Source organism: Bradyrhizobium sp. CSS354, from assembly GCF_029051725.1.
In the GTDB taxonomy this organism is placed as follows: domain Bacteria; phylum Pseudomonadota; class Alphaproteobacteria; order Rhizobiales; family Xanthobacteraceae; genus Bradyrhizobium.
This window is the reverse complement of record NZ_JAACFU010000024.1, coordinates 19,489-37,289: the sequence shown is the minus strand read 5'-3', so window position 1 is coordinate 37,289 and position 17,801 is coordinate 19,489. Positions and strand designations below refer to the sequence as shown.

At 65.5% G+C, this 17,801-nt stretch carries 21 protein-coding genes; 14 read left to right on the top strand and 7 right to left on the bottom strand.

From position 1 onward, the window contains the following. Positions 1–77 precede the first annotated feature (77 nt). Positions 78–671 carry a hypothetical protein gene (locus GWG67_RS34500; RefSeq protein ID WP_275174094.1) on the top strand — a complete coding sequence of 198 codons (594 nt, stop codon included), beginning with the start codon at positions 78–80 and terminating at the stop codon, positions 669–671. A 3-nt stretch (positions 672–674) separates the two neighbouring features. Here GWG67_RS34500 and GWG67_RS34495 read toward each other — a convergent pair whose 3' ends face one another. Genes GWG67_RS34495 through GWG67_RS34485 form a run of 3 tightly spaced genes read right to left on the bottom strand, consistent with a single transcriptional unit; the run spans position 675 to position 3,253 of the window. Continuing rightward, positions 675–1,373: a DUF1045 domain-containing protein gene (locus GWG67_RS34495; RefSeq protein ID WP_275174048.1), complete on the bottom strand. Its 699-nt coding sequence runs from the start codon at positions 1,371–1,373 to the stop codon at positions 675–677. An 18-nt stretch (positions 1,374–1,391) separates the two neighbouring features. Further along, positions 1,392–2,585, bottom strand: a complete 1,194-nt coding sequence (locus GWG67_RS34490) for an alpha-D-ribose 1-methylphosphonate 5-triphosphate diphosphatase (protein WP_275174047.1) — start codon at positions 2,583–2,585, stop codon at positions 1,392–1,394. After that, complete coding sequence (locus GWG67_RS34485; protein WP_275174045.1) at positions 2,582–3,253, bottom strand: chloramphenicol acetyltransferase; 672 nt, start codon at positions 3,251–3,253, stop codon at positions 2,582–2,584. The genes GWG67_RS34490 and GWG67_RS34485 overlap by 4 nt, the downstream gene beginning before the upstream one ends. 183 nt (positions 3,254–3,436) lie before the next feature. Here GWG67_RS34485 and phnC point away from each other — a divergent pair, with 183 nt between their 5' ends. The 4 genes from phnC (at position 3,437) to phnE (GWG67_RS34465) (ending at position 7,051) form a co-directional block, all read left to right on the top strand. Beyond that, positions 3,437–4,246, top strand: coding sequence for a phosphonate ABC transporter ATP-binding protein (gene phnC / locus GWG67_RS34480; protein WP_275174043.1), 810 nt, complete (start codon positions 3,437–3,439; stop codon positions 4,244–4,246). 63 nt (positions 4,247–4,309) lie between these two features. Next, the gene (phnD, locus tag GWG67_RS34475) at positions 4,310–5,245 is read left to right on the top strand and encodes a phosphonate ABC transporter substrate-binding protein (protein WP_275174042.1); all 936 of its coding nucleotides are present in this window, start codon (positions 4,310–4,312) and stop codon (positions 5,243–5,245) included. Positions 5,246–5,321: 76 nt separating this feature from the next. Beyond that, positions 5,322–6,206: a phosphonate ABC transporter, permease protein PhnE gene (phnE, locus tag GWG67_RS34470; RefSeq protein ID WP_275174040.1), complete on the top strand. Its 885-nt coding sequence runs from the start codon at positions 5,322–5,324 to the stop codon at positions 6,204–6,206. Further along, complete coding sequence (gene phnE, locus GWG67_RS34465) at positions 6,203–7,051, top strand: phosphonate ABC transporter, permease protein PhnE (RefSeq protein ID WP_275174039.1); 849 nt, start codon at positions 6,203–6,205, stop codon at positions 7,049–7,051. Before phnE (GWG67_RS34470) ends, phnE (GWG67_RS34465) begins: the two co-directional genes overlap by 4 nt. A gap of 16 nt (positions 7,052–7,067) precedes the next feature. Here phnE (GWG67_RS34465) and phnF read toward each other — a convergent pair whose 3' ends face one another. Next, positions 7,068–7,796, bottom strand: coding sequence for a phosphonate metabolism transcriptional regulator PhnF (phnF, locus tag GWG67_RS34460; RefSeq protein ID WP_275174037.1), 729 nt, complete (start codon positions 7,794–7,796; stop codon positions 7,068–7,070). Between the two features lie 119 nt (positions 7,797–7,915). Between phnF and phnG the strand changes: the two genes are divergently transcribed. From phnG to GWG67_RS34415, 9 genes are read left to right on the top strand one after another with little or no spacing between them, the layout of a single operon-like run. Next, positions 7,916–8,380: a phosphonate C-P lyase system protein PhnG gene (gene phnG / locus GWG67_RS34455; RefSeq protein WP_275174035.1), complete on the top strand. Its 465-nt coding sequence runs from the start codon at positions 7,916–7,918 to the stop codon at positions 8,378–8,380. 4 nt (positions 8,381–8,384) lie between these two features. Further along, positions 8,385–8,993 (top strand): phosphonate C-P lyase system protein PhnH, encoded by a 609-nt coding sequence (gene phnH, locus GWG67_RS34450; protein ID WP_275174033.1) that lies wholly within the window; start codon positions 8,385–8,387, stop codon positions 8,991–8,993. A 2-nt stretch (positions 8,994–8,995) separates the two neighbouring features. Beyond that, positions 8,996–10,099, top strand: a complete 1,104-nt coding sequence (locus GWG67_RS34445; protein ID WP_275174031.1) for a carbon-phosphorus lyase complex subunit PhnI — start codon at positions 8,996–8,998, stop codon at positions 10,097–10,099. Beyond that, the gene (locus GWG67_RS34440; protein WP_275174029.1) at positions 10,096–10,992 is read left to right on the top strand and encodes an alpha-D-ribose 1-methylphosphonate 5-phosphate C-P-lyase PhnJ; all 897 of its coding nucleotides are present in this window, start codon (positions 10,096–10,098) and stop codon (positions 10,990–10,992) included. Before GWG67_RS34445 ends, GWG67_RS34440 begins: the two co-directional genes overlap by 4 nt. Then, positions 10,985–11,782, top strand: a complete 798-nt coding sequence (gene phnK / locus GWG67_RS34435) for a phosphonate C-P lyase system protein PhnK (RefSeq protein ID WP_275174028.1) — start codon at positions 10,985–10,987, stop codon at positions 11,780–11,782. Before GWG67_RS34440 ends, phnK begins: the two co-directional genes overlap by 8 nt. A gap of 22 nt (positions 11,783–11,804) precedes the next feature. Further along, positions 11,805–12,503, top strand: coding sequence for a phosphonate C-P lyase system protein PhnL (phnL, locus tag GWG67_RS34430; protein WP_275174026.1), 699 nt, complete (start codon positions 11,805–11,807; stop codon positions 12,501–12,503). 11 nt (positions 12,504–12,514) lie between these two features. After that, positions 12,515–13,669 (top strand): alpha-D-ribose 1-methylphosphonate 5-triphosphate diphosphatase, encoded by a 1,155-nt coding sequence (locus tag GWG67_RS34425; protein WP_275174024.1) that lies wholly within the window; start codon positions 12,515–12,517, stop codon positions 13,667–13,669. Then, positions 13,666–14,262: a phosphonate metabolism protein/1,5-bisphosphokinase (PRPP-forming) PhnN gene (gene phnN / locus GWG67_RS34420; RefSeq protein WP_275174022.1), complete on the top strand. Its 597-nt coding sequence runs from the start codon at positions 13,666–13,668 to the stop codon at positions 14,260–14,262. Before GWG67_RS34425 ends, phnN begins: the two co-directional genes overlap by 4 nt. Positions 14,263–14,284: 22 nt before the next feature. Continuing rightward, on the top strand, positions 14,285–14,896 hold the full coding sequence (locus tag GWG67_RS34415; protein ID WP_275174020.1) for a pyridoxamine 5'-phosphate oxidase family protein: 612 nt from the start codon (positions 14,285–14,287) through the stop codon (positions 14,894–14,896). Between the two features lie 196 nt (positions 14,897–15,092). On the opposite strand, the gene GWG67_RS34410 is transcribed toward GWG67_RS34415, so the two are convergent. The 3 genes from GWG67_RS34410 to GWG67_RS34400 form a co-directional block, all read right to left on the bottom strand. Beyond that, positions 15,093–15,596 (bottom strand): DUF6496 domain-containing protein, encoded by a 504-nt coding sequence (locus GWG67_RS34410; protein ID WP_275174019.1) that lies wholly within the window; start codon positions 15,594–15,596, stop codon positions 15,093–15,095. A gap of 69 nt (positions 15,597–15,665) precedes the next feature. After that, entirely contained in the window at positions 15,666–16,448 is a 783-nt protein-coding gene (locus GWG67_RS34405; RefSeq protein WP_275174018.1) for an alpha/beta fold hydrolase, read from the bottom strand. Between the two features lie 4 nt (positions 16,449–16,452). Beyond that, positions 16,453–17,748, bottom strand: coding sequence for an O-acetylhomoserine aminocarboxypropyltransferase (locus GWG67_RS34400; RefSeq protein WP_275174017.1), 1,296 nt, complete (start codon positions 17,746–17,748; stop codon positions 16,453–16,455). Positions 17,749–17,801: the final 53 nt, after the last annotated feature.

Here is a 17,801-nt window from a genome sequence, read left to right as displayed (position 1 = left end):
ATTGGGCACACGCGAGCCAGGGCTGGCTGTGGCTCGCTCTTGTTGCGAGCGGTCTCTATCACGGGGTCAATCCGGGAATGGGCTGGCCGCTCGCCGTTTCGGCCGGGCTCATGGACAAGAGCCCGCGCGCGCTCTTTCGTGCGTTGTGGGCTCTGGCGGCCGGACATCTCCTGGCAACACTTCTCGTACTGCTGCCATTCGCGCTCCTGCTCGTGCTGGCCGAGTGGCAGCGCTCGATCCAGCTCGGCGCGAGCCTTCTCCTCATCGGCTTCGGCGTCTATCGGCTGGTCGAGCGGCGCCATCCGCGCGCGCTGGCACGAATTCCGCCGACGCAATTGGCGCTCTGGTCATTTGCCGTTGCCATTGCTCATGGCGCCGCCTTGATGCTCGTGCCGATCTATCTCGGGCTCTGCCAGGCCTTCGAACTCGATGCCGGCCATGAGGCCGCCGGCGCGTTGATGAAGGCGAGTCTCGGGATGGCGGTGCTGGTGTCTTTGGTGCACGTTGCCGCCATGGTCAGCGCCGGCGGATGCCTGGCATGGCTGGTCTACCGCCATCTGGGATTGAGGTTCGTCTCGCGAAGCTGGTTCAATCTGGATGTAATCTGGTCGACCAGCCTCATTCTGGTTGGCGTTGTGGCGCTCGGCTTCAATCTCGCGAGCTGGCACTGACGCTTACTGCGTCAAGGCCCACTCGCCGATGATGCGGAAGCGAGCTTTGGCGTCATCCTGCTTGAACAGCGCGACGCGATCGATCGCAAGCGTCTTGAGACCGAGAGCAGCAAACCTTTCCCGCAGCATCTGCAGAATCGGCCCGCGCCGCTCCGCGTTAAGCCGCCCCGTCAGCGTCATGTGGAAACGGAATTCCTCCATCACGTAAGGGTAGCCCCAGCGATCGAGATAGTCGCGCTGTCGCTCGCTGAGCTTCTCGGGCTTGCGACGCGCGCGATCCTCTGCCGTCAGGGCGGTGCGAAAGCCATCGAACGCACGGACGCAATCGGCGGCGAGCTCTTGGAGCGCATCGACCGGCTCGGCCGGAATGACCGCGATGAAGCCGCTGATGGCATCGACGACCGGGCGGATCACCGGGATCATCCGCGCCTCGCCGGCGAAGGCCGCGCAGGCCGCCAAGAGCTCCGCCTCTGTCCTGTCCGGCGCGAGCGCCATCGGCGCCTTCAGCGTGCCGTGAAAACCGTACTTGCGGGGATCGGCGGTGATGTCGCGCCAGTCCGGCGCGGGACGCGATGCGTCAGCGGGAAAGGGCAGCTCGTTGCCGGTATAGGCATCGTAGCCGAGCAACTCCGCGCCGAAGCGGGTGAGGGCGCTGTCGACGCCTGCGGCAAAATAGATCGCGTAGCGGGGGAAACTTGTCATCGTCCGAGCATAGCGGGTTTATGCCGCGACGACAGCTTCGCGCGGGGTAGCTGCCATGCCGAGCAACCGCGTCGCGTCGGTGAGATGCACGAGCTTGCCGCCTGATATCACGGCGATCAGCCGCGGCCGCAGCGGCACGCCGTCGTCGACCAGCAAAATGTCCGCGCGTCGCCCTTCCGCGAGCACGCCGCGATCGGCAAGACCCGTCGCGCGCGCGGGCGCGGCGGAGACCAGGTTCCAGGCCTCGGTCAGCGGCAGCACGCCATCGGCGGCGAGCCGGAACGCAGCGAGCAGCTGCGCGGGATAGTAATAGTCCGAGGCCAGCACTGAGCAGAGCCCTTTGGCAATCATGTCGGATGCCTTGGTCCAGCCGGTGTGGCTGCCGCCGCGCACGACGTTCGGCGCGCCGTAGACGATGGCGTCGCCGTGGCTTGCCGCCTCCCGCGCCGTCTCCTCGTTGATCGGAAACTCTGCGATCGCCACGCCCATGGCGCGAAAGCCCTGGCGCATCACCGGCGTCGCATCGTCATGCGAGAGCATCCGCACGTCGGCGGCGCGTGCCGCCGCGGCCAGCCGTGACACGGAAGCCGGCACTCCACTGGCGCGGGAGAGCACACGCCCGACGAGGCGGTCGAATTCCTCGCTCGACAGTCCGGTGCGCTCCACCATGCGGTTGCGCTTGCGGGGCTTGGCCATGTCCCCAACCGTGCCGTCCATGTGGTCGTTGAAGGCGAACAGGTCGACGCGGCCCTCGCTGAGCCACTGGTTGATCTCGGTTTCGGCGTCGAGATTGTAGGTCTCGTGGCGCAGATGAAAGCGGGTGTCGGCGGCGAATTGCGGGCGTTGCCGTTCGATCGCCTCCATCAGGCCGCGCGCATTGTCGGCGCTGCGCAGGCCCGGCTCCCACGAACAGGTCGTGGCGTGAAACACGGTGGTGATGCCGTTGCTGATCGCCTGGCGGTCGCTGTCGGCGAGCGCCACGTCGATCGGAAAGTCGACCCCGGCGCGCGGCATCATCTGCCGCTCGAAGGCATCGCCATGCAGATCGACGATGCCCGGTAGGACCAATAGGTTGCGCGCGTCGATCGCAAGCCGGGCCCGCCCGCGAGACGCATCGATCTCGGCGATGTCCTGTCCGGACAGCGCAAGCGACGTCTCCACCAGCTCGGAGCCGATCAGGGTCCGGCCTCCCTCAAGAAAAATGTCTGTCACGCGACCGCGCTTGATTTGCTGCCAAGAGGACCCTTGAGAGAACTTCCTCGTGCTTCATACGTCGTGAGGAAATCTTCAATCCCGAGCTTGCGGAAATCGGGCAATGCTGCACGCAATTTGTCGTGATCCCAGTCCCACCAGGCGAGCCTCGCAAGCCGCCCCGCAACCTCTTCCGAGAACCGCCGCCGAACGATGCGCGCCGGATTGCCGGCAACGATGGTGTAGGCCGGAACGTCCCTGGTGACGATGGCGCCGGCCGCGATCACCGCGCCGGTGCCGATGTCGCGGCCCGGCAGCACGATCGCGCCATGGCCGATCCAGACGTCATGACCGATATGGACGTGATGCTGGCGCCGCCAGTCGAAGAATTCCGCGTCGTCGCCCTCGCCTTCGAAGTAGGCGCTCGAACGATAGGTGAAGTGTGCCTGCGTGGCGCGGTGCATCGGGTGATTGCCCGGATTGATTCGCGTCATCGCCGCGATCGAGCAGAATTTTCCGATGGTGGTGTAGGTGATCTGGGCGTCGTTCACGACATAGGAGTAATCGCCCATCGTCACCTCGTGCAGCATCGTGCGCGGACCGACCTCGGTGTAGGCTCCAAGCCTGGTGTCGTGCAGCGTCGCCGAGGGATCGATGGTCGGCTGGACCGAAAGGGCTTTGGCGGCCATGTTGCATCCGAACGAGAGGGCGGGCGTTTCTCTTCGAGCGGCTTGATGACAATGTCATGACGACACGATGACAGCGGATGAGGTGTGGATGAGGTGTGTAGGATCGCCGCACCGCAATGTCCGTGTCACACAAGTGTCAAGCGCCGGCGTTAGCGGTGGGTCCCAGCTACTCTGGAGCCCTGCATGCTGGTGGTTGAAGGTCTGACGTGTCGCTTCGGCGTGAAAGCCGCGGTGGACGATGCCTCGTTTCAAGTTTCTCCCGGCGGTTTCGTCGGCGTGATCGGACGGTCCGGCGCCGGCAAGTCGACCCTGCTGCGGACCATCAACCGTCTCACGACCCCTTCGCAGGGCCGCATCCTGTTCGACGGCCTCGACGTCACGGCGCTGCGCGGCAAGGAGCTGCGGCAGTGGCGGGCGCGCTCGGCGATGATCTTTCAGCAGTTCAATCTGGTCGGCCGGCTCGATGTCCTCACCAATGTCCTGATGGGACGGCTTGCGACGATGCCGGCCTGGCGCTCGCTGTCGCAGACCTGGCCCGAGCAGGATAAGGCGCTGGCGATGTCCGCGCTCGAACAGTTCGATATCGCCCCGCTCGCGGCCCAGCGCGCCGATCAGCTCTCCGGCGGCCAGCAGCAGCGCGTCGCGATCGCCCGGGCGCTGGTGCAGCAGCCCGACATCATCCTCGCCGACGAGCCGATTGCCTCGCTCGATCCGCGCAACACCAAGATCGTGATGGATGCGCTGCTGCGGATCAACAAGCACTTCGGCATCACCGTGCTCTGCAATCTGCATTCGCTCGACCTGGCGCGCAGTTATTGCGACCGCCTGATCGGCATGGCGCAGGGTCGCGTGGTGTTCGACGGCGCCCCGGCGGAGTTGACCGAGCACGTTGCGCGCGAGCTCTACGATCTCGAAGCCGCCGATGTCATGGGCAGCACGCCTGCGCCGGTGCGAGAGGGAATTCCAGCGCTTGGAACGGCGGCCGCCGCCTGAGCCGCGCCGCGTCAACAGTCACCAGTTTTGCGTCAACCGACCCCAACCGATGAAGAGGGTATCATGATCACTCGCAGATTGATTCTTGCCGGCGCCGCCGCGCTCGCGTTCACGACTTCAGCCTCCGCCGAGGACTGGAAGGCCAAATATCCCGAGCTGACCTTCGCGGTCATTCCGGCGGAAAACGCCTCGGGCGTGACCGAGCGCTGGGCGCCGTTCATGAGCTACCTGTCCAAGGAATTGGGCGTGAAGGTCACGCTGCGCATCGCCAACGACTACGCGGCCGTGATCGAAGGCCAGCGCGCCGGCAACATCCACATCGCGAGCTACGGCTCGGCGTCGTTCGCCCGCGCCCGCCTCACCGGCGTCAAGACCGACGCCTTCGCCAACGACATCAACGCCGACGGCTCCACTGGTTATTACTCGGCGTTCTTCGTCAAGGCGAGCAGCCCCTACAAGAGCATCGACCAGCTCAAGGGCAAGAACCTCGGCCTCGTCGACCCGAACTCGACCTCCGGCAACAACGTGCCGCGCTTCGAGCTCGACAAGTTGGGCATCGCGGACGCCGACACCTATTTCAGCAAGGTCGTCTTCACCGGCAGCCACGAGAACGCGATCCTGGCGCTGGCGCAGGGCACGGTCGACGTCGCCGCCAACCAGTGGACCAGCGACGACGATTCGACGCTGGCGCAGATGCTGACCAAGGGCATGCTGAAGAATGCCGACGGCTCGGCGATGAAGAAGGACGATTTCCGCATCATCCACAAGTCGGCGCCGATCATCAACGGCCCCTATGCCTACAATTCCGATCTGCCGGAAGAGGCCAAGGCCGCGATCGCCAAGGCGTTCTTCGACGCGCCGGCCAAGGACAAGGCTGCGTTCGATCGCCTCCAGGACGGCCAGAAGAAGGGTTTTCATCCCGCGACCACCAAGGATTGGGATGGCACGATCGAACTGATCAAGTTCGTCGATGCGCTGCGTAAGAAGAAGGCGTCCTGAGTTTCGGGCCGACGCACTGGAGCCGGGTCGATGGACCCGGCTCTTTCTCTTTGATTGACCATTTTTCCTGGCCAAGATGACCGTCTCGGTTTCGATCCTTCCCGAGCAGCAGCTCGCCGTGCTCAACGCCGCCTATCGCCAGGCGGTCGCGCGCAAGCGGCTCCGACTCCTGTTTGGAGCCGTGATCTTTGCCGCAGCACTGTGTCTCGCCGCGATCGGCGCCGAAGTGAATCTGCGCACGCTGTTCGCCCATTACGGCAATTTCATCAGCTATTTCGACCGCATCCTCACACTCGACACCGGCCAGCGGGTCTGGACCGATGTCGGCGAGTGGCTCTGGGGCTGGCGCAAATGGCTGAAGATGTTGGGCGAGACCCTGCTGATCTCCTATGTCGGCACGCTGATCGGCGCGACTTTTGCTTTTTGCCTGAACTTCTTCGCCGCTGAAAACACCTCGCCCGCGCCCTGGCTGCGTTTCGTGGTGCGGCGTCTGCTCGAATTCGCGCGCACGGTGCCCGGCATCGTGTTTGCGCTGATCTTCGTGATCGCCTTCGGCCTCGGACCGATGGCGGGCGTGCTGGCGATCGCGATTCACTCCACCGGCGCACTCGGAAAGCTGTTCTCGGAGATCGTCGAGAACGCCGACATGAAACCGGTCGAAGGCGTCCGCTCGACCGGCGCGAGCTGGCTCTCCTGCATGCGCTTCGCCATCCTGCCGCAGGTCACGGCAGGCTATGCCAGCTACGCGCTGCTGCGTTTCGAGATCAATGTCCGCGAGGCCTCCGTGATGGGCTTCGTCGGTGCCGGTGGCATCGGCCAGGAGCTCGTCGTCGCCATCCGCAAGTTCTATTACTCGGACGTCAGCGCGATCCTGCTCACCATCATCGTCACGGTCTTCATCATCGACATCAGCACCGGCTGGCTGCGCGGCCGCCTGTTCGGCAAGGAGGCGCGGACGTGACGGGGCCGCAGGAGTTCGACACGCGAGAGCTTCGCGCGCGCTACCCTGATGTGTTCGACCGGCCGGCCTCGGCGCGGCTCGCCATGCCGGCGATGATCGTCGCGGCGCTCGCGATCCTGGTTTATGGCCTCATCGATCTCGATTTTTCGCCCTCGCGCTTCGTCGCCGGGCTCAGCCAGCTCGGCTGGATCAGCTTGATGATGATCCCGCCGGATCCCGGCTCGTCGCTGCCGATCTATCTGAAGGCGCTGGGCGAGACGCTGTCGATCGCGCTGCTCGGCACGACGCTTGCGGCCGTGTTCGCGCTGCCGGTCAGCCTGCTTGCCGCGCGTAACGTCGTGCCGTCGAGCATTTTGCGCTTCCCGATTCGACGTTTCCTGGATTCGATCCGCGGCGTCGACACGCTGATCTGGGCGCTGGTGTGGATCAACGTGGTCGGGCTCGGCCCGTTTGCCGGCGTGCTCGCCATTGCCGTGTCGGATTTCGGTGCCTTCGGAAAGCTGTTTTCGGAGGCGATCGAGGGCGCCGACCAGAAGCAGGTCGAGGGTATCCGCGCCTCCGGCGGCAGCGCGCTGCACGAGATACGCTTCGGTCTGCTGCCGCAGGTCCTGCCTGTGATCGCCGGGCAGGTGCTCTATTTCATCGAGTCGAACACGCGCTCGGCCACCATCATCGGCATCGTCGGCGCCGGCGGCATCGGCCTCCAGCTCGCCGAGCAGATTCGCGTGCTGGAATGGCAGAAGGTGTCGTTCCTGATCCTGATGATCCTGGTCGCGGTCGCCGCGATCGATTTCGTCTCGGGCAAACTCCGCTTTGCGATCATCGGCCGAAGGGCGGTGGCGTAGGTCTTCGCCGCTCCCTCTACGGTTCCACCAGAAACTCCACCCGCTCCGCGGCAAAGCGCGAATGCTTGGTCACCAGCGGCTTGCCGTCGAGATCGTGGTCGGTCGCGTCGACCACCAGGATCGGCCGTCCCAGCGCCAGATCGAGCCGTGCGGCGTCGGTTGCGTCGACGATGCCGGCGGTGATCCGGGTCGCGCCGCGGCGATAGTCGCGGACGCCGTAATGCTCGAGCAATTTCGTCATGGAGCGGGTCGCGGCAAAGATCTCGCCCGCACCCGGGAACAGCTGCGCCGACAGCCACGTCGTGGAGACGCAGATCGGCGTGCGGTCGGCGAGGCGCATCGCCTCGATCCGCACCAACGGTGCGCCGGCCTTCAATCCAAGTTCGCGCGCGAGTTCGCGGGTCGCGACATCATCGGACGCCTCGATCAACCGGCCATGCGGTTCGCGGCCGTCGGCGCCGACGATCTCGGAGAAACGGGTCCGCGAGCGCAGTGGATAGGCGAGCTTCTGCGCCTCGACATAGGTTCCGCTGCCGCGTTCGGCCCGCACGATGCCGCGCTCGGCAAGCGCTGCCAGCGCGCGCCGCACGGTGTGGCGGTTCACGCGATAGGTTTCGGCGATCTCCACCTCGCCCGGCAGCTTGTCGCCGGCCGCAAAGCGGCCGTCGGCGATGCCGCGCTCGATGCCGTCGGCAACGAGGCGCCACAACGCGACGCCGGAGGAAGCTGTGTCCTGCATGCTCATGTGGCCGGCAAGCTACTCCAGAAATCACGCCTTTGTCACGAAACAGTCATGGCGCTCCGGTATCAAGTTGTCTAGTATCATAGACAACTTGGATTCGGCAAGTTCTGCAGAAAAGTTCGGTGGATCTGGTGACCCAGCACAACAATCAGCAAGCCCAGCGCCAGGCCGCAATGGCCGTGCTGGCGCACGCGGAGGCGGGCGAGATCGCCGCTCGCCTCCGCGCTCTCGCCCTGCCGGCGCATCAGGATCTGCGTGCGCCGGAAAACGGCCTCGTCATGCTGCGTGGCCGCGTCGGTGGCGACGGTGCGCCGTTCAATCTCGGCGAAGCCACGGTGTCGCGCGCTGCGGTGCGGCTTGCGAGCGGCGAGGTCGGCTTCGGTTACACGCTCGGTCGCGACGGTGAGAAGGCGCGGCTGATCGCGCTGTGCGATGCGCTGGTGCAGTCCAGTGATTTCAGTGGCGCGGTTGAGCGGGAAATCATCGCGCCATTGCGTGAGCAGCTGATGATCAGGCGCAAGCAGGTGGCGGCCGAGACCGCTGCGACGAAGGTTGATTTCTACACCATGGTGCGCGGTGAAGGGTGAGATCATGACCACGATTGCGGAACTGCCGCCGGGGTTCGCCGACAAGGTGCTGTCGGCGCAATCGACCTTTCGCTCGGTCATGGACGCGATGGCGCGGCCGGGCTCGGTCCAGCGCATCGTGCCGACATCAGGAGCGCCTCAGACGATGATGCGCGGCACGGCCGCGATCGCGCTGACGCTGTTCGATCACGACACGCCGCTCTGGCTCGATGCGCGCATGTCGGAAAGCACAGACGTCATGAAATGGCTGAAATTCCACACCGGCGCGCCGGTGGTGCAGGATTCCTCGATCGCGAGCTTCGCCCTGATCAGCGACGGCGGGGAACTGCCTTCGCTCGAGCGCTTCGCGCTGGGCACCAGCGAATATCCGGATCGGTCGACGACGTTGATCCTTCAGGTCGAGAACCTGGATTCGGGGCGCAGCTTCGAGCTGCGTGGTCCCGGGATCGACGGCGTCGCGACGCTCCAGGCGTCGATCAAGCCGTTCGACCTGTTCGAGCGCCTGCGCGTCAACGAAACGCTGTTTCCGCGGGGCGTCGATGTGGTGCTGGTCGCCGATGACGCCGTGGTTGCGATCCCGCGCACCACGCGTGTCGTGAGCAAGGGAAGCTAACTATGTATGTCGCAGTCAAAGGCGGCGAGCGCGCCATCGAGAACGCCCATCGCCTGCTCGCCAGTGCGCGGCGCGGTGACCAAAGCGTGCCGGAAATTTCCCTCGACCAGATCTCCGAGCAGCTCGGCCTCGCCGTGGACCGCGTCATGAGCGAAGGCTCGCTCTATGACCGCGAGCTCGCGGCGCTCGCCATCAAGCAGGCGCGCGGCGATCTGATCGAGGCGATCTTCCTGGTCCGCGCCTTCCGCGCCACGCTGCCGCGCTTCGGCGCCAGCGAGCCGGTCGAGACCGGCGCGATGCGGGTGCAGCGGCGGGTGTCCTCGACCTTCAAGGACATTCCCGGGGGCCAGATCCTCGGCCCGACTTTCGATTATACCCACCGCCTGCTCGATCCCTCGCTCGCCGAGGGCTTTGTGCCGGAAGCGCCGGCGACGGCCGAAGCATCCACGGCGCCGACGCCGCGGGTGACCGACATTCTCGGCCGCGACGGGCTGATCGAATCCTCGCCGCAAGCGGAAGAGGGCGCCAGCGTCGGCGATCTCACCCGCGAGCCGCTGAACTTTCCGGCGGATCGTGACCTGCGCCTGCAAAATCTCGCGCGTGGCGACGAAGGGTTTCTGCTGGCGATGGGCTATTCCACCCAGCGTGGTTACGGGCGCAACCATCCCTTTGCCGGCGAGATTCGCTTCGGCGAGGTCGAGGTCGAATTTTCGGCTGAAGACGTCGGCTTCGCCGTGCCGCTCGGCTCGATCGAGCTCACCGAGTGTCAGATGGTCAACCAGTTCAAGGGCTCCGCGACCGAAGCGCCGTGCTTCACGCGCGGTTATGGCCTCGCCTTCGGCCAGAGCGAGCGCAAGACCATGTCGATGGCGCTGGTCGACCGCGCGTTGCGTGCCCGCGAGCTCGGCGAGGAGGCACTCGCCCCGGCGCAAGACGAGGAATTCGTGATGTCGCATTCGGACAACGTCCAGGCGACCGGCTTCGTCGAGCATCTCAAGCTGCCGCATTATGTCGACTTCCAGTCCGAGCTCGGCCTGTTGCGCAAGCTGCGCAGGGAATTCACTGATGCCAATGCGCCCGACGCCATGAAGGAGGCCGCGGAATGAACGCGCCCGCCTACAATTTCGCCTATCTCGACGAACAGACCAAGCGGATGATCCGCCGCGCGATCCTCAAGGCGATCGCGATCCCCGGCTATCAGGTGCCGTTCGCCAGCCGTGAGATGCCGATGCCCTATGGCTGGGGCACCGGCGGCGTCCAGGTCACCGCTGCGATCCTCGGGCCGCAGGACGTGCTGAAGGTGATCGATCAGGGCTCCGACGACACCACCAACGCGATCTCGATCCGAAAGTTCTTTGCCAAGACCGCCGGCGTCGCCACGACGACGGCGACAGAAGATGCGACCGTGATCCAGACCCGTCACCGCATTCCGGAGACGTCGCTGCACGCAAATCAGGTACTGGTCTATCAGGTGCCGATCCCGGAGCCTTTACGTTTCCTCGAGCCGCGCGAGACCGAAACGCGGCGCATGCACGCGCTCGCCGAATACGGCCTCATGCATGTGAAGCTCTACGAGGACATCGCCCGCTTCGGCCACATCGCGACGGCTTATGCCTATCCGGTGAAGGTCAACGCGCGCTACGTCATGGACCCGTCGCCGACGCCGAAATTCGACAATCCCAAGATGGACAATTGCCCGGCGCTGCAATTGTTTGGCGCCGGCCGCGAGAAGCGGATCTATGCGATCCCGCCCTATACGCAAGTCGTGTCGCTCGACTTCGAGGACCATCCCTTCGAGCCCTATCGCTTCAATGCGCCCTGCGCGCTGTGCGCCGCGGAAAATTCCTATCTCGACGAGATCGTCACCGACGACAAGGGCGGGCGCATGTTCGTCTGCTCCGACACCGATTATTGCGAGGGCCGCCAGGCCGCCGGCCATCACGGCAGCCTCAGCGCCGCGCCGTACAAGGACAAGGCGCAGGAGGCATCGAATGGCTGATCAAGACATGCTCGAGAATGACGAGCCACTGCTCGTTGCCGAGTCGCTCAGCAAATCTTATGGCCGCATCGCCGCGTGCCGCGATGTCTCGTTCTCGCTCTATCCCGGCGAAGTGCTGGCAATCGTCGGCGAATCCGGCTCGGGCAAATCGACGCTGCTGCAGCTCCTGTCGGGCCAGCTCGCGGCCAGCGGCGGCCAGGTGTCCTATCGGATGCGCGACGGCGTCGCCCGCGATCTCGCCACGCTGGGCGAGGCCGAACGACGCTTCCTGTTCCGCACCGATTGGGGCTTCGTCCACCAGGACCCCGCGCAGGGGCTGCGCATGGCGGTCTCGGCCGGCGCCAATGTCGGCGAGCGGCTGATGGCGGTGGGCTGGAATCACTACGGTCGCATCCGCGATACCGCGTCGGACTGGCTGACCCGCGTCGAGATCGACATCGCACGCATCGACGATGCGCCGCGGACCTATTCCGGCGGCATGCGCCAGCGTCTCCAGATCGCCCGCAACTTGGTCACCGAGCCGCGGCTGGTGTTCATGGACGAGCCGACCGGCGGCCTCGATGTTTCCGTGCAGGCCCGCCTGCTCGACCTCGTGCGCAGCCTGGTCGCCGAGCTGCATCTCGCGGTCATCATCGTCACCCATGATCTCGCGGTTGCGCGCCTGCTGTCGCACCGCGTGATGGTGATGAAGGGCGGCCGCGTCATCGAGACCGGCCTCACCGATCAGGTGCTCGACGATCCCCGCGAGCCCTACACCCAACTCCTCGTCTCCTCAATTCTGCCGCCATGAGCCTTCCAGGAAGAGTTTTCCAATGACCGCCATGATCGACATCACTGATGCCAACAAGAGCTTTACGATGCACCTGCAGGGCGGCATCGAATTGCCTGTTGTCAGCGGCGTGACCTTCCACGTCAACCCGGGCGAATGCGTCGTGCTGTCGGGGCCATCAGGCGCCGGAAAATCATCGATCCTGAAGATGATCTTCGGCAATTATCGCTGCGACTCTGGCCGCATCGGCATTCGCCATCGCGGCGAGGTGATCGATCTCGCCACCGCCGAGCCGCGGCAGGTCCTCAACATCCGCCGCGCCACCATCGGCTATGTCAGCCAGTTCCTGCGCGCGGTGCCGCGGGTTGCCACCATCGACGTGGTCGCCGAGCCCCTGATCGTCAACGGCCTGGCGCGCGCTGAGGCGCAAGCCCGTGCTGGCGAATTGCTGCATCGGCTCAATATCCCCGAGCGGCTCTGGCAGCTTCCGCCCGCGACCTTCTCCGGTGGCGAGCAGCAGCGCGTCAACATCGCGCGCGGCTTCATCTCGGATCTGCCGATCCTGCTGCTCGACGAGCCCACCGCCTCGCTCGACGCCGCCAACCGCGCTGTCGTGGTCGAGCTGGTCGCCGAGAAGAAGCGCCACGGCGTCGCCATGGTCGCCATTGTCCATGACGACGAAATCCGTCATCAGATTGCCGACCGCATCGTCGACGTCACCAGCTTCGCCGCTGCGGCCTGAAGGAAATGGACATGAGCGCCAAGAAGGACACCGTGATCGCCAACGCCAGGATCGTGCTGGCGGAACGGGTGATCGAGCAGGGCTGGCTCGCTCTTGCCGATGGACGCATTGCCGAGATCGGTGAGGGCAGGGCGCCTGCGGGCGCCGAGGATGCCGGCGGCGATCTGATCATGCCCGGCCTGATCGAGCTCCACACGGACCATCTCGAGGCGCATTACGTGCCGCGACCAAAAGTGTTCTGGAATCCGGTCGCGGCCGTCGTCTCCTATGATGGCCAGCTCGCGACATCGGGCATTACCACGGTGTTCGACTCGCTCCGGGTCTGGCGCGAGGACGGCGCCGAGGAAGTCGACGGGCGCGCCGGCGTGCTTGCCGCGGCGATCACGACCGCGCGCGATGCCGACCTGCTGCGCGCCGATCACTTCCTGCATCTGCGCTGCGAAATCCCGATGCCGAGCGTGGTCGAGGAGGCCAGGGAGCTGATCGACCGTCCCGACGTGCGGCTGATGTCGCTAATGGACCACACCCCCGGCCAGCGCCAGTTCCGCGACGAAGGCAAGCTGCGCGACTATTATCGCGGCAAGGGCGGCGGCAAGACCGACGCCCAGCTCGACGAACTGTTCGCGAAGCGTTTCGAGTATCAGAAGGCCTATGCCGCGACCAACATGCGCGAGATCGTGGCGCTGGCACATAAGTACAAGATCCCGCTGGCGAGCCATGACGATACCACCGAGGAGAACGTCGTCGACGCCGTGCGCGATGGCGTTTCGGTGGCGGAATTCCCGACCACGTTGGAGGCCGCGCGCGGCCTGCACGAGGCCGGGATCGACATCCTGATGGGTGCGCCGAACGTCGTGCGCGGCGGCTCGCATTCCGGCAACATCGCCGCGGTCGATCTCGCCCGCGAGGGCCTGCTCGACATCCTGTCGTCGGACTACATTCCCTCGAGCCTTCTGATGGCTGCGCTGCATTTGCCCGAGCACGTGCCCGCCATCAGTCTTGCGGCGGCGATCCGCACCGTGACGAAGGCGCCCGCCGAGGCGGTCGGCCTGTCCGACCGCGGTGAGATTTCCGTCGGCAAGCGTGCCGATCTGATTCGCGTGCACGTCGCAGGCCACGTCCCTGCGGTCCGCAGCGTCTGGCGCGAAGGGGGCCGTGTCGCATGAGCGAGACCGTCACCGTGGCGGGAACGCAGACGGGCGCGGTCGGGCCGGGGCGGCTCGTGCTCGTGGTCGGCCCCAGCGGAGCCGGCAAGGACACGCTGCTGCGGCTGGCGCGGGCGGCGTGCATCGAGGATCACGACATCGTCTTCCCGCGCCGTGTCGTGACGCGCGAATCCTCGGCCGATGAAGACAATATTGCGGTGAGCCCTGACGAATTCCGTCGCGCGCGCGAGCATGGTGAATTCGCCGTGCATTGGGAGGCGCATGGGCATTGCTACGCGCTGCCGCGCGACCTCGACGGTGACATTCGTGCCGGCCGCGCCGTCGTCGCCAATGTTTCGCGCACCGTGATCGGCGCGCTGCGCCAGACCTATGCCAACGTCGTGGTGGTCGCGATCACTGCGCCGCCGGATGTGCTGGCGCAGCGGCTTGCCGCTCGCGCCCGGCACAGTGACGGCAGTATCGCCGAAAGGCTGACGCGCAACGTCGACGACGCATCGGCGCAGGCCGATGTCACCATTCTCAACGCGGGCAGCGCGGAGTATCATGGTCGTCAGCTTCTGCGCGTGATCAGGAATCAAGGCTGGCTCGAATAGCCCGCACCGCAAGGAGACTGGAATGTCGGTGATCGAAACGGTCGAGCAGCTGGAGGCCATCTACGGTGTCACCAACGACGCCTCGACCGTGAAAGTCGCCGACCATGTCACCCCGCTCTATCGCGTCTTTATCGAAAAGGCGCCGTTCGCCGCGCTTGCCACCATCGGACCCGAGGGGATCGACTGCTCGCCGCGCGGCGATCTCTCCGGCTTCGTCCGCATTCACGATCCGAAGACGCTGATGCTGCCGGATCGCCGCGGCAACAACCGGGTCGATTCCTTGCGCAACATCGTGCGCGACCCACGGGTGTCGCTGATGTTCCTGATCCCCGGCTCCGGCAATGCGGTCCGCGCCAATGGTCGGGCCTATCTTTCCATCGATTCCGAGCTGCTGGCCTCGTTCAAGGTCGAAGGCAAGGCGCCGCGCAGCGTGATGGTGATGACGGTCGACGAAATCTACTTCCAGTGCGCCCGCGCCATCGTCCGTTCCGATCTCTGGAATCCCGACAAGCGCATCGACCCCAAGACGCTGCCGACGCCCGGCCAGATCCTCGCCGAGATGAGCGAGAACAGGGTCGGCGGCGCGGAGTACGATCGCATCTGGCCCGAGCGTGCGGCCGCGACGATGTGGTGAGTTCGTTCTTCCCCTCTCTCCTTGCGGGAGAGAGTGGCTCGCCGCGTAGCGGCGAGACGGGTGAGGGGTCTCTGTCCTCACGGAAAACGTTACGCGTGGACAGAACCCCTCATCCGTCGCTTCGCGCCACCTTCTCCCGCAAGAAGGGAAGAAGGGGGAGAACGTGCTCTCCGAGCGAAGCCGGCGCGCGAACTGATCAACTCCGGCGGCGCGCCCTGGTGCGTGCCGCCTTCTTCGCGGCGGTGGAGCGGGCCTTGGCGCCTTTGGTACGGCTTGCCTTGCGCGCGGTGGCCGAACGCGAGGCGGCGGATCGCTGGCTCGCAGCACGCTTGCCCTGTTTCGATAGTGCACTGCGCGACGCGGTCGAGCGCGGCTCCTTCTTCAAGACCTTTTCGACGGCTCGCGACACGCGCGGCCGGCGTTTCGGCGTGCGCTTGCCCTGACCGACCTCATAGGCATATTTGGCGCTGCGTCGCGTCGCCTTCTTGACGCGTCCCTTGCGCGGCGGGGGCAGATCGACGCCGGCGCGGCGCGCTTCGGACAGACCGATGGCGATGGCCTGTTTCGTCGAGCGCGCGCCATGTTTGCCCTTGCGGATCTTGTCGATCTGGTCCTTGACGAATTCGCCGGCCTGCGTGGTTGCCGATTTACCGGCACGCTTGTCTTGCCTGGCTTTGCGAATGACTTCCTGTCTTGGCATGGGTCCTGTTCCCTCTGGATCTTCACAGGGATATCTGACCGCAACGCGCAAGATGGACGATTGATCCTGTCAGTTCCTGAGCGCCACCAGCAGTTCATCCGGGCGCTCGGCCATGATCATGTGACCGGCGCCGGGCACCACGACGGTCTTCGCATGCGGGATCGCCGCCGCGAGTGCCTTGCCGGCCTTCACCGGCGTCATCATGTCCCGCTCGCCGAGGATGAGCGTCGTAGGCACCTTCACGCTCGCGGCTGCTTGAAGCGCACTGGCGTAAGCATTGCAGGCCGACAAATCCCTGAACAGCACGCCCGGCTCGCAGTGTTTCAACACAGCCTGCGCCCCGCCATGCATCCACAGGCCCGGTGCGAGGCTGCCGCCGAGCTCGGCGTTGAAGCCGAGGCCCCAGATCGAGACCATGTCGTTTGCATCCTGCGAATTGGCTTCGGCCGCCTTCAGCAGATCCGGGCCGACCGTCATGGTCGCGGCCGTGCCGATCAGGCTGAGCGCGGACACCTTGTCGGGGTGACGTGCGGCCGTCTCCAGCGAGATCAGCGAGCCCATGGAATGGCCGATCAGATGCGCTTTCGTAACTCCGGCCGCATCGAGCAGGGCCGCCGTCCAGTCGGCCATCTCGGCGATGCTGCCGAGCGAAGGTCCGGGCGAGCGGCCGTGGCCGGGCATATCAGGCGCCAGCACGCCAAAGCCGTGATGGGCGAACCAGCGGGTGTGCAGCGCCCAGGTCGAATGATCGAAGCCTGCGCCATGGAGGAAGACGACCGCAGGCAGGGATCTGTCGAAGTCGCGGCCGCCGGTTGCGACCAGCACCTCGGCGCCGTTGACGGAGAGCTTCATGGTGTCAGACCTTTTGCGAGATGCGCAGCGCCTGCGCGAGATCGTCGATGATGTCGCTTGCGGTCTCGATGCCGACCGACAGCCGCACCAGCTCCTCGCCGATGCCGGAGGCCTTGAGCTGCTCGGCGTCCATCTGCTGGTGCGTGGTTGACGCCGGGTGGATCACCAGCGTCTTGGCGTCGCCGACATTGGCGAGATGGCTGATCATGCGCAGCGATTCGATGAACTTGCGGCCAGCAGGCCGGCCACCCTTGATGCCGAAGGAGACGATCGAGCCGGCGCCGCGCGGCAGCAGTGTCTTTGCCAGCTGGTAGTCCGCGTGGTCCTCGAGCGAGGGATGCAGCACCCAATCCACGGCCTTGTTGGCTTTCAGCGCTTCCAGCACGAGGTGCGTGTTCTGGATGTGGCGGTCCATGCGCACGCCGAGCGTCTCCACGCCCTGCAACAACTGGAACGCATTGGTCGGCGATAGACAAGCGCCGAAATCGCGCAGGCCTTCGGTGCGTGCGCGCATGATGAAGGCCGCGGTGCCGAACTGTTCGTCGAAGACTATGCCGTGATAGCCGCCATAGGGCTCGGTCAGTACGCCGAATTTTCCGGATGAACGCCAATCAAACCGGCCGCCGTCGACGATGGCGCCGCCGATCGCGATGCCGTGGCCGCCGATCCATTTGGTCGCCGAGTGCATGACGATGTCGGCGCCGAGCTCGATCGGGCGGCTGAGATAGGGGGTGGCAAACGTGTTGTCGATCAGCAGCGGAATTTTCGCATCATGCGCGATCGCCGCGACCTTTGGAATATCAAGCACCTCGAGCCCGGGATTGCCGATGGTCTCGCCGATCACCAGCTTCGTGTTCGGCCTGATCGCCGCGCGAAACGCGTCGAGATCGCGCGGCTTGACGAAGCTGGTGGTGATGCCGAAGCGCGGCAGCGTGTGCGCCAGCAGGTTGATGGTGCCGCCATAGAGCGAGCTCGACGCGACGATATGGTCGCCGGCGTTCAGAAGCGTCGCGATGGCCAGATGCAGCGCGGCCATGCCGCTCGCGGTGCAGATCGCGCCGACGCCGCCCTCCAGCGCCGCCAGCCGTTCCTCGAGCACGCCCGTGGTCGGATTGGAGATGCGCGTATAGATGTGGCCGGCGCGCTCGAGGTTGAACAGCGCGGCGGCGTGATCGGAATCCTGGAACACGTAGGACGTGGTCTGGTAGATCGGCACGGCGCGGGCGCCGGTCGCGGGATCCGGATGCTGGCCCGCATGCAGGCTCAGGGTCTCGAAGGCGGGCGGTTTTGGCGCGGGCATGCGGGGCCTCGTTGCTCGGTCGGCGGAGGCGGCCCTTGTGCCACAAAAACGCG

Bases quoted from the DNA above. Each gene is read 5' to 3' on its own strand.
- phnH (WP_275174033.1), top strand. From the start codon at position 8,385: ATGACCACGATTGCGGAACTGCCGCCGGGGTTCGCCGACAAGGTGCTG.
- phnD (WP_275174042.1), top strand. From the start codon at position 4,310: ATGATCACTCGCAGATTGATTCTTGCCGGCGCCGCCGCGCTCGCGTTC.
- phnC (WP_275174043.1), top strand. From the start codon at position 3,437: ATGCTGGTGGTTGAAGGTCTGACGTGTCGCTTCGGCGTGAAAGCCGCG.
- phnF (WP_275174037.1), bottom strand. From the start codon at position 7,796: ATGAGCATGCAGGACACAGCTTCCTCCGGCGTCGCGTTGTGGCGCCTC.
- GWG67_RS34405 (WP_275174018.1), bottom strand. From the start codon at position 16,448: ATGAAGCTCTCCGTCAACGGCGCCGAGGTGCTGGTCGCAACCGGCGGC.
- GWG67_RS34445 (WP_275174031.1), top strand. From the start codon at position 8,996: ATGTATGTCGCAGTCAAAGGCGGCGAGCGCGCCATCGAGAACGCCCAT.
- GWG67_RS34400 (WP_275174017.1), bottom strand. From the start codon at position 17,748: ATGCCCGCGCCAAAACCGCCCGCCTTCGAGACCCTGAGCCTGCATGCG.
- GWG67_RS34415 (WP_275174020.1), top strand. From the start codon at position 14,285: ATGTCGGTGATCGAAACGGTCGAGCAGCTGGAGGCCATCTACGGTGTC.
- GWG67_RS34425 (WP_275174024.1), top strand. From the start codon at position 12,515: ATGAGCGCCAAGAAGGACACCGTGATCGCCAACGCCAGGATCGTGCTG.
- phnK (WP_275174028.1), top strand. From the start codon at position 10,985: ATGGCTGATCAAGACATGCTCGAGAATGACGAGCCACTGCTCGTTGCC.
- GWG67_RS34500 (WP_275174094.1), top strand. From the start codon at position 78: ATGGGCTGGCCGCTCGCCGTTTCGGCCGGGCTCATGGACAAGAGCCCG.
- GWG67_RS34485 (WP_275174045.1), bottom strand. From the start codon at position 3,253: ATGGCCGCCAAAGCCCTTTCGGTCCAGCCGACCATCGATCCCTCGGCG.
- phnN (WP_275174022.1), top strand. From the start codon at position 13,666: ATGAGCGAGACCGTCACCGTGGCGGGAACGCAGACGGGCGCGGTCGGG.
- GWG67_RS34410 (WP_275174019.1), bottom strand. From the start codon at position 15,596: ATGCCAAGACAGGAAGTCATTCGCAAAGCCAGGCAAGACAAGCGTGCC.
- GWG67_RS34440 (WP_275174029.1), top strand. From the start codon at position 10,096: ATGAACGCGCCCGCCTACAATTTCGCCTATCTCGACGAACAGACCAAG.
- phnE (WP_275174040.1), top strand. From the start codon at position 5,322: ATGACCGTCTCGGTTTCGATCCTTCCCGAGCAGCAGCTCGCCGTGCTC.
- GWG67_RS34495 (WP_275174048.1), bottom strand. From the start codon at position 1,373: ATGACAAGTTTCCCCCGCTACGCGATCTATTTTGCCGCAGGCGTCGAC.
- phnL (WP_275174026.1), top strand. From the start codon at position 11,805: ATGACCGCCATGATCGACATCACTGATGCCAACAAGAGCTTTACGATG.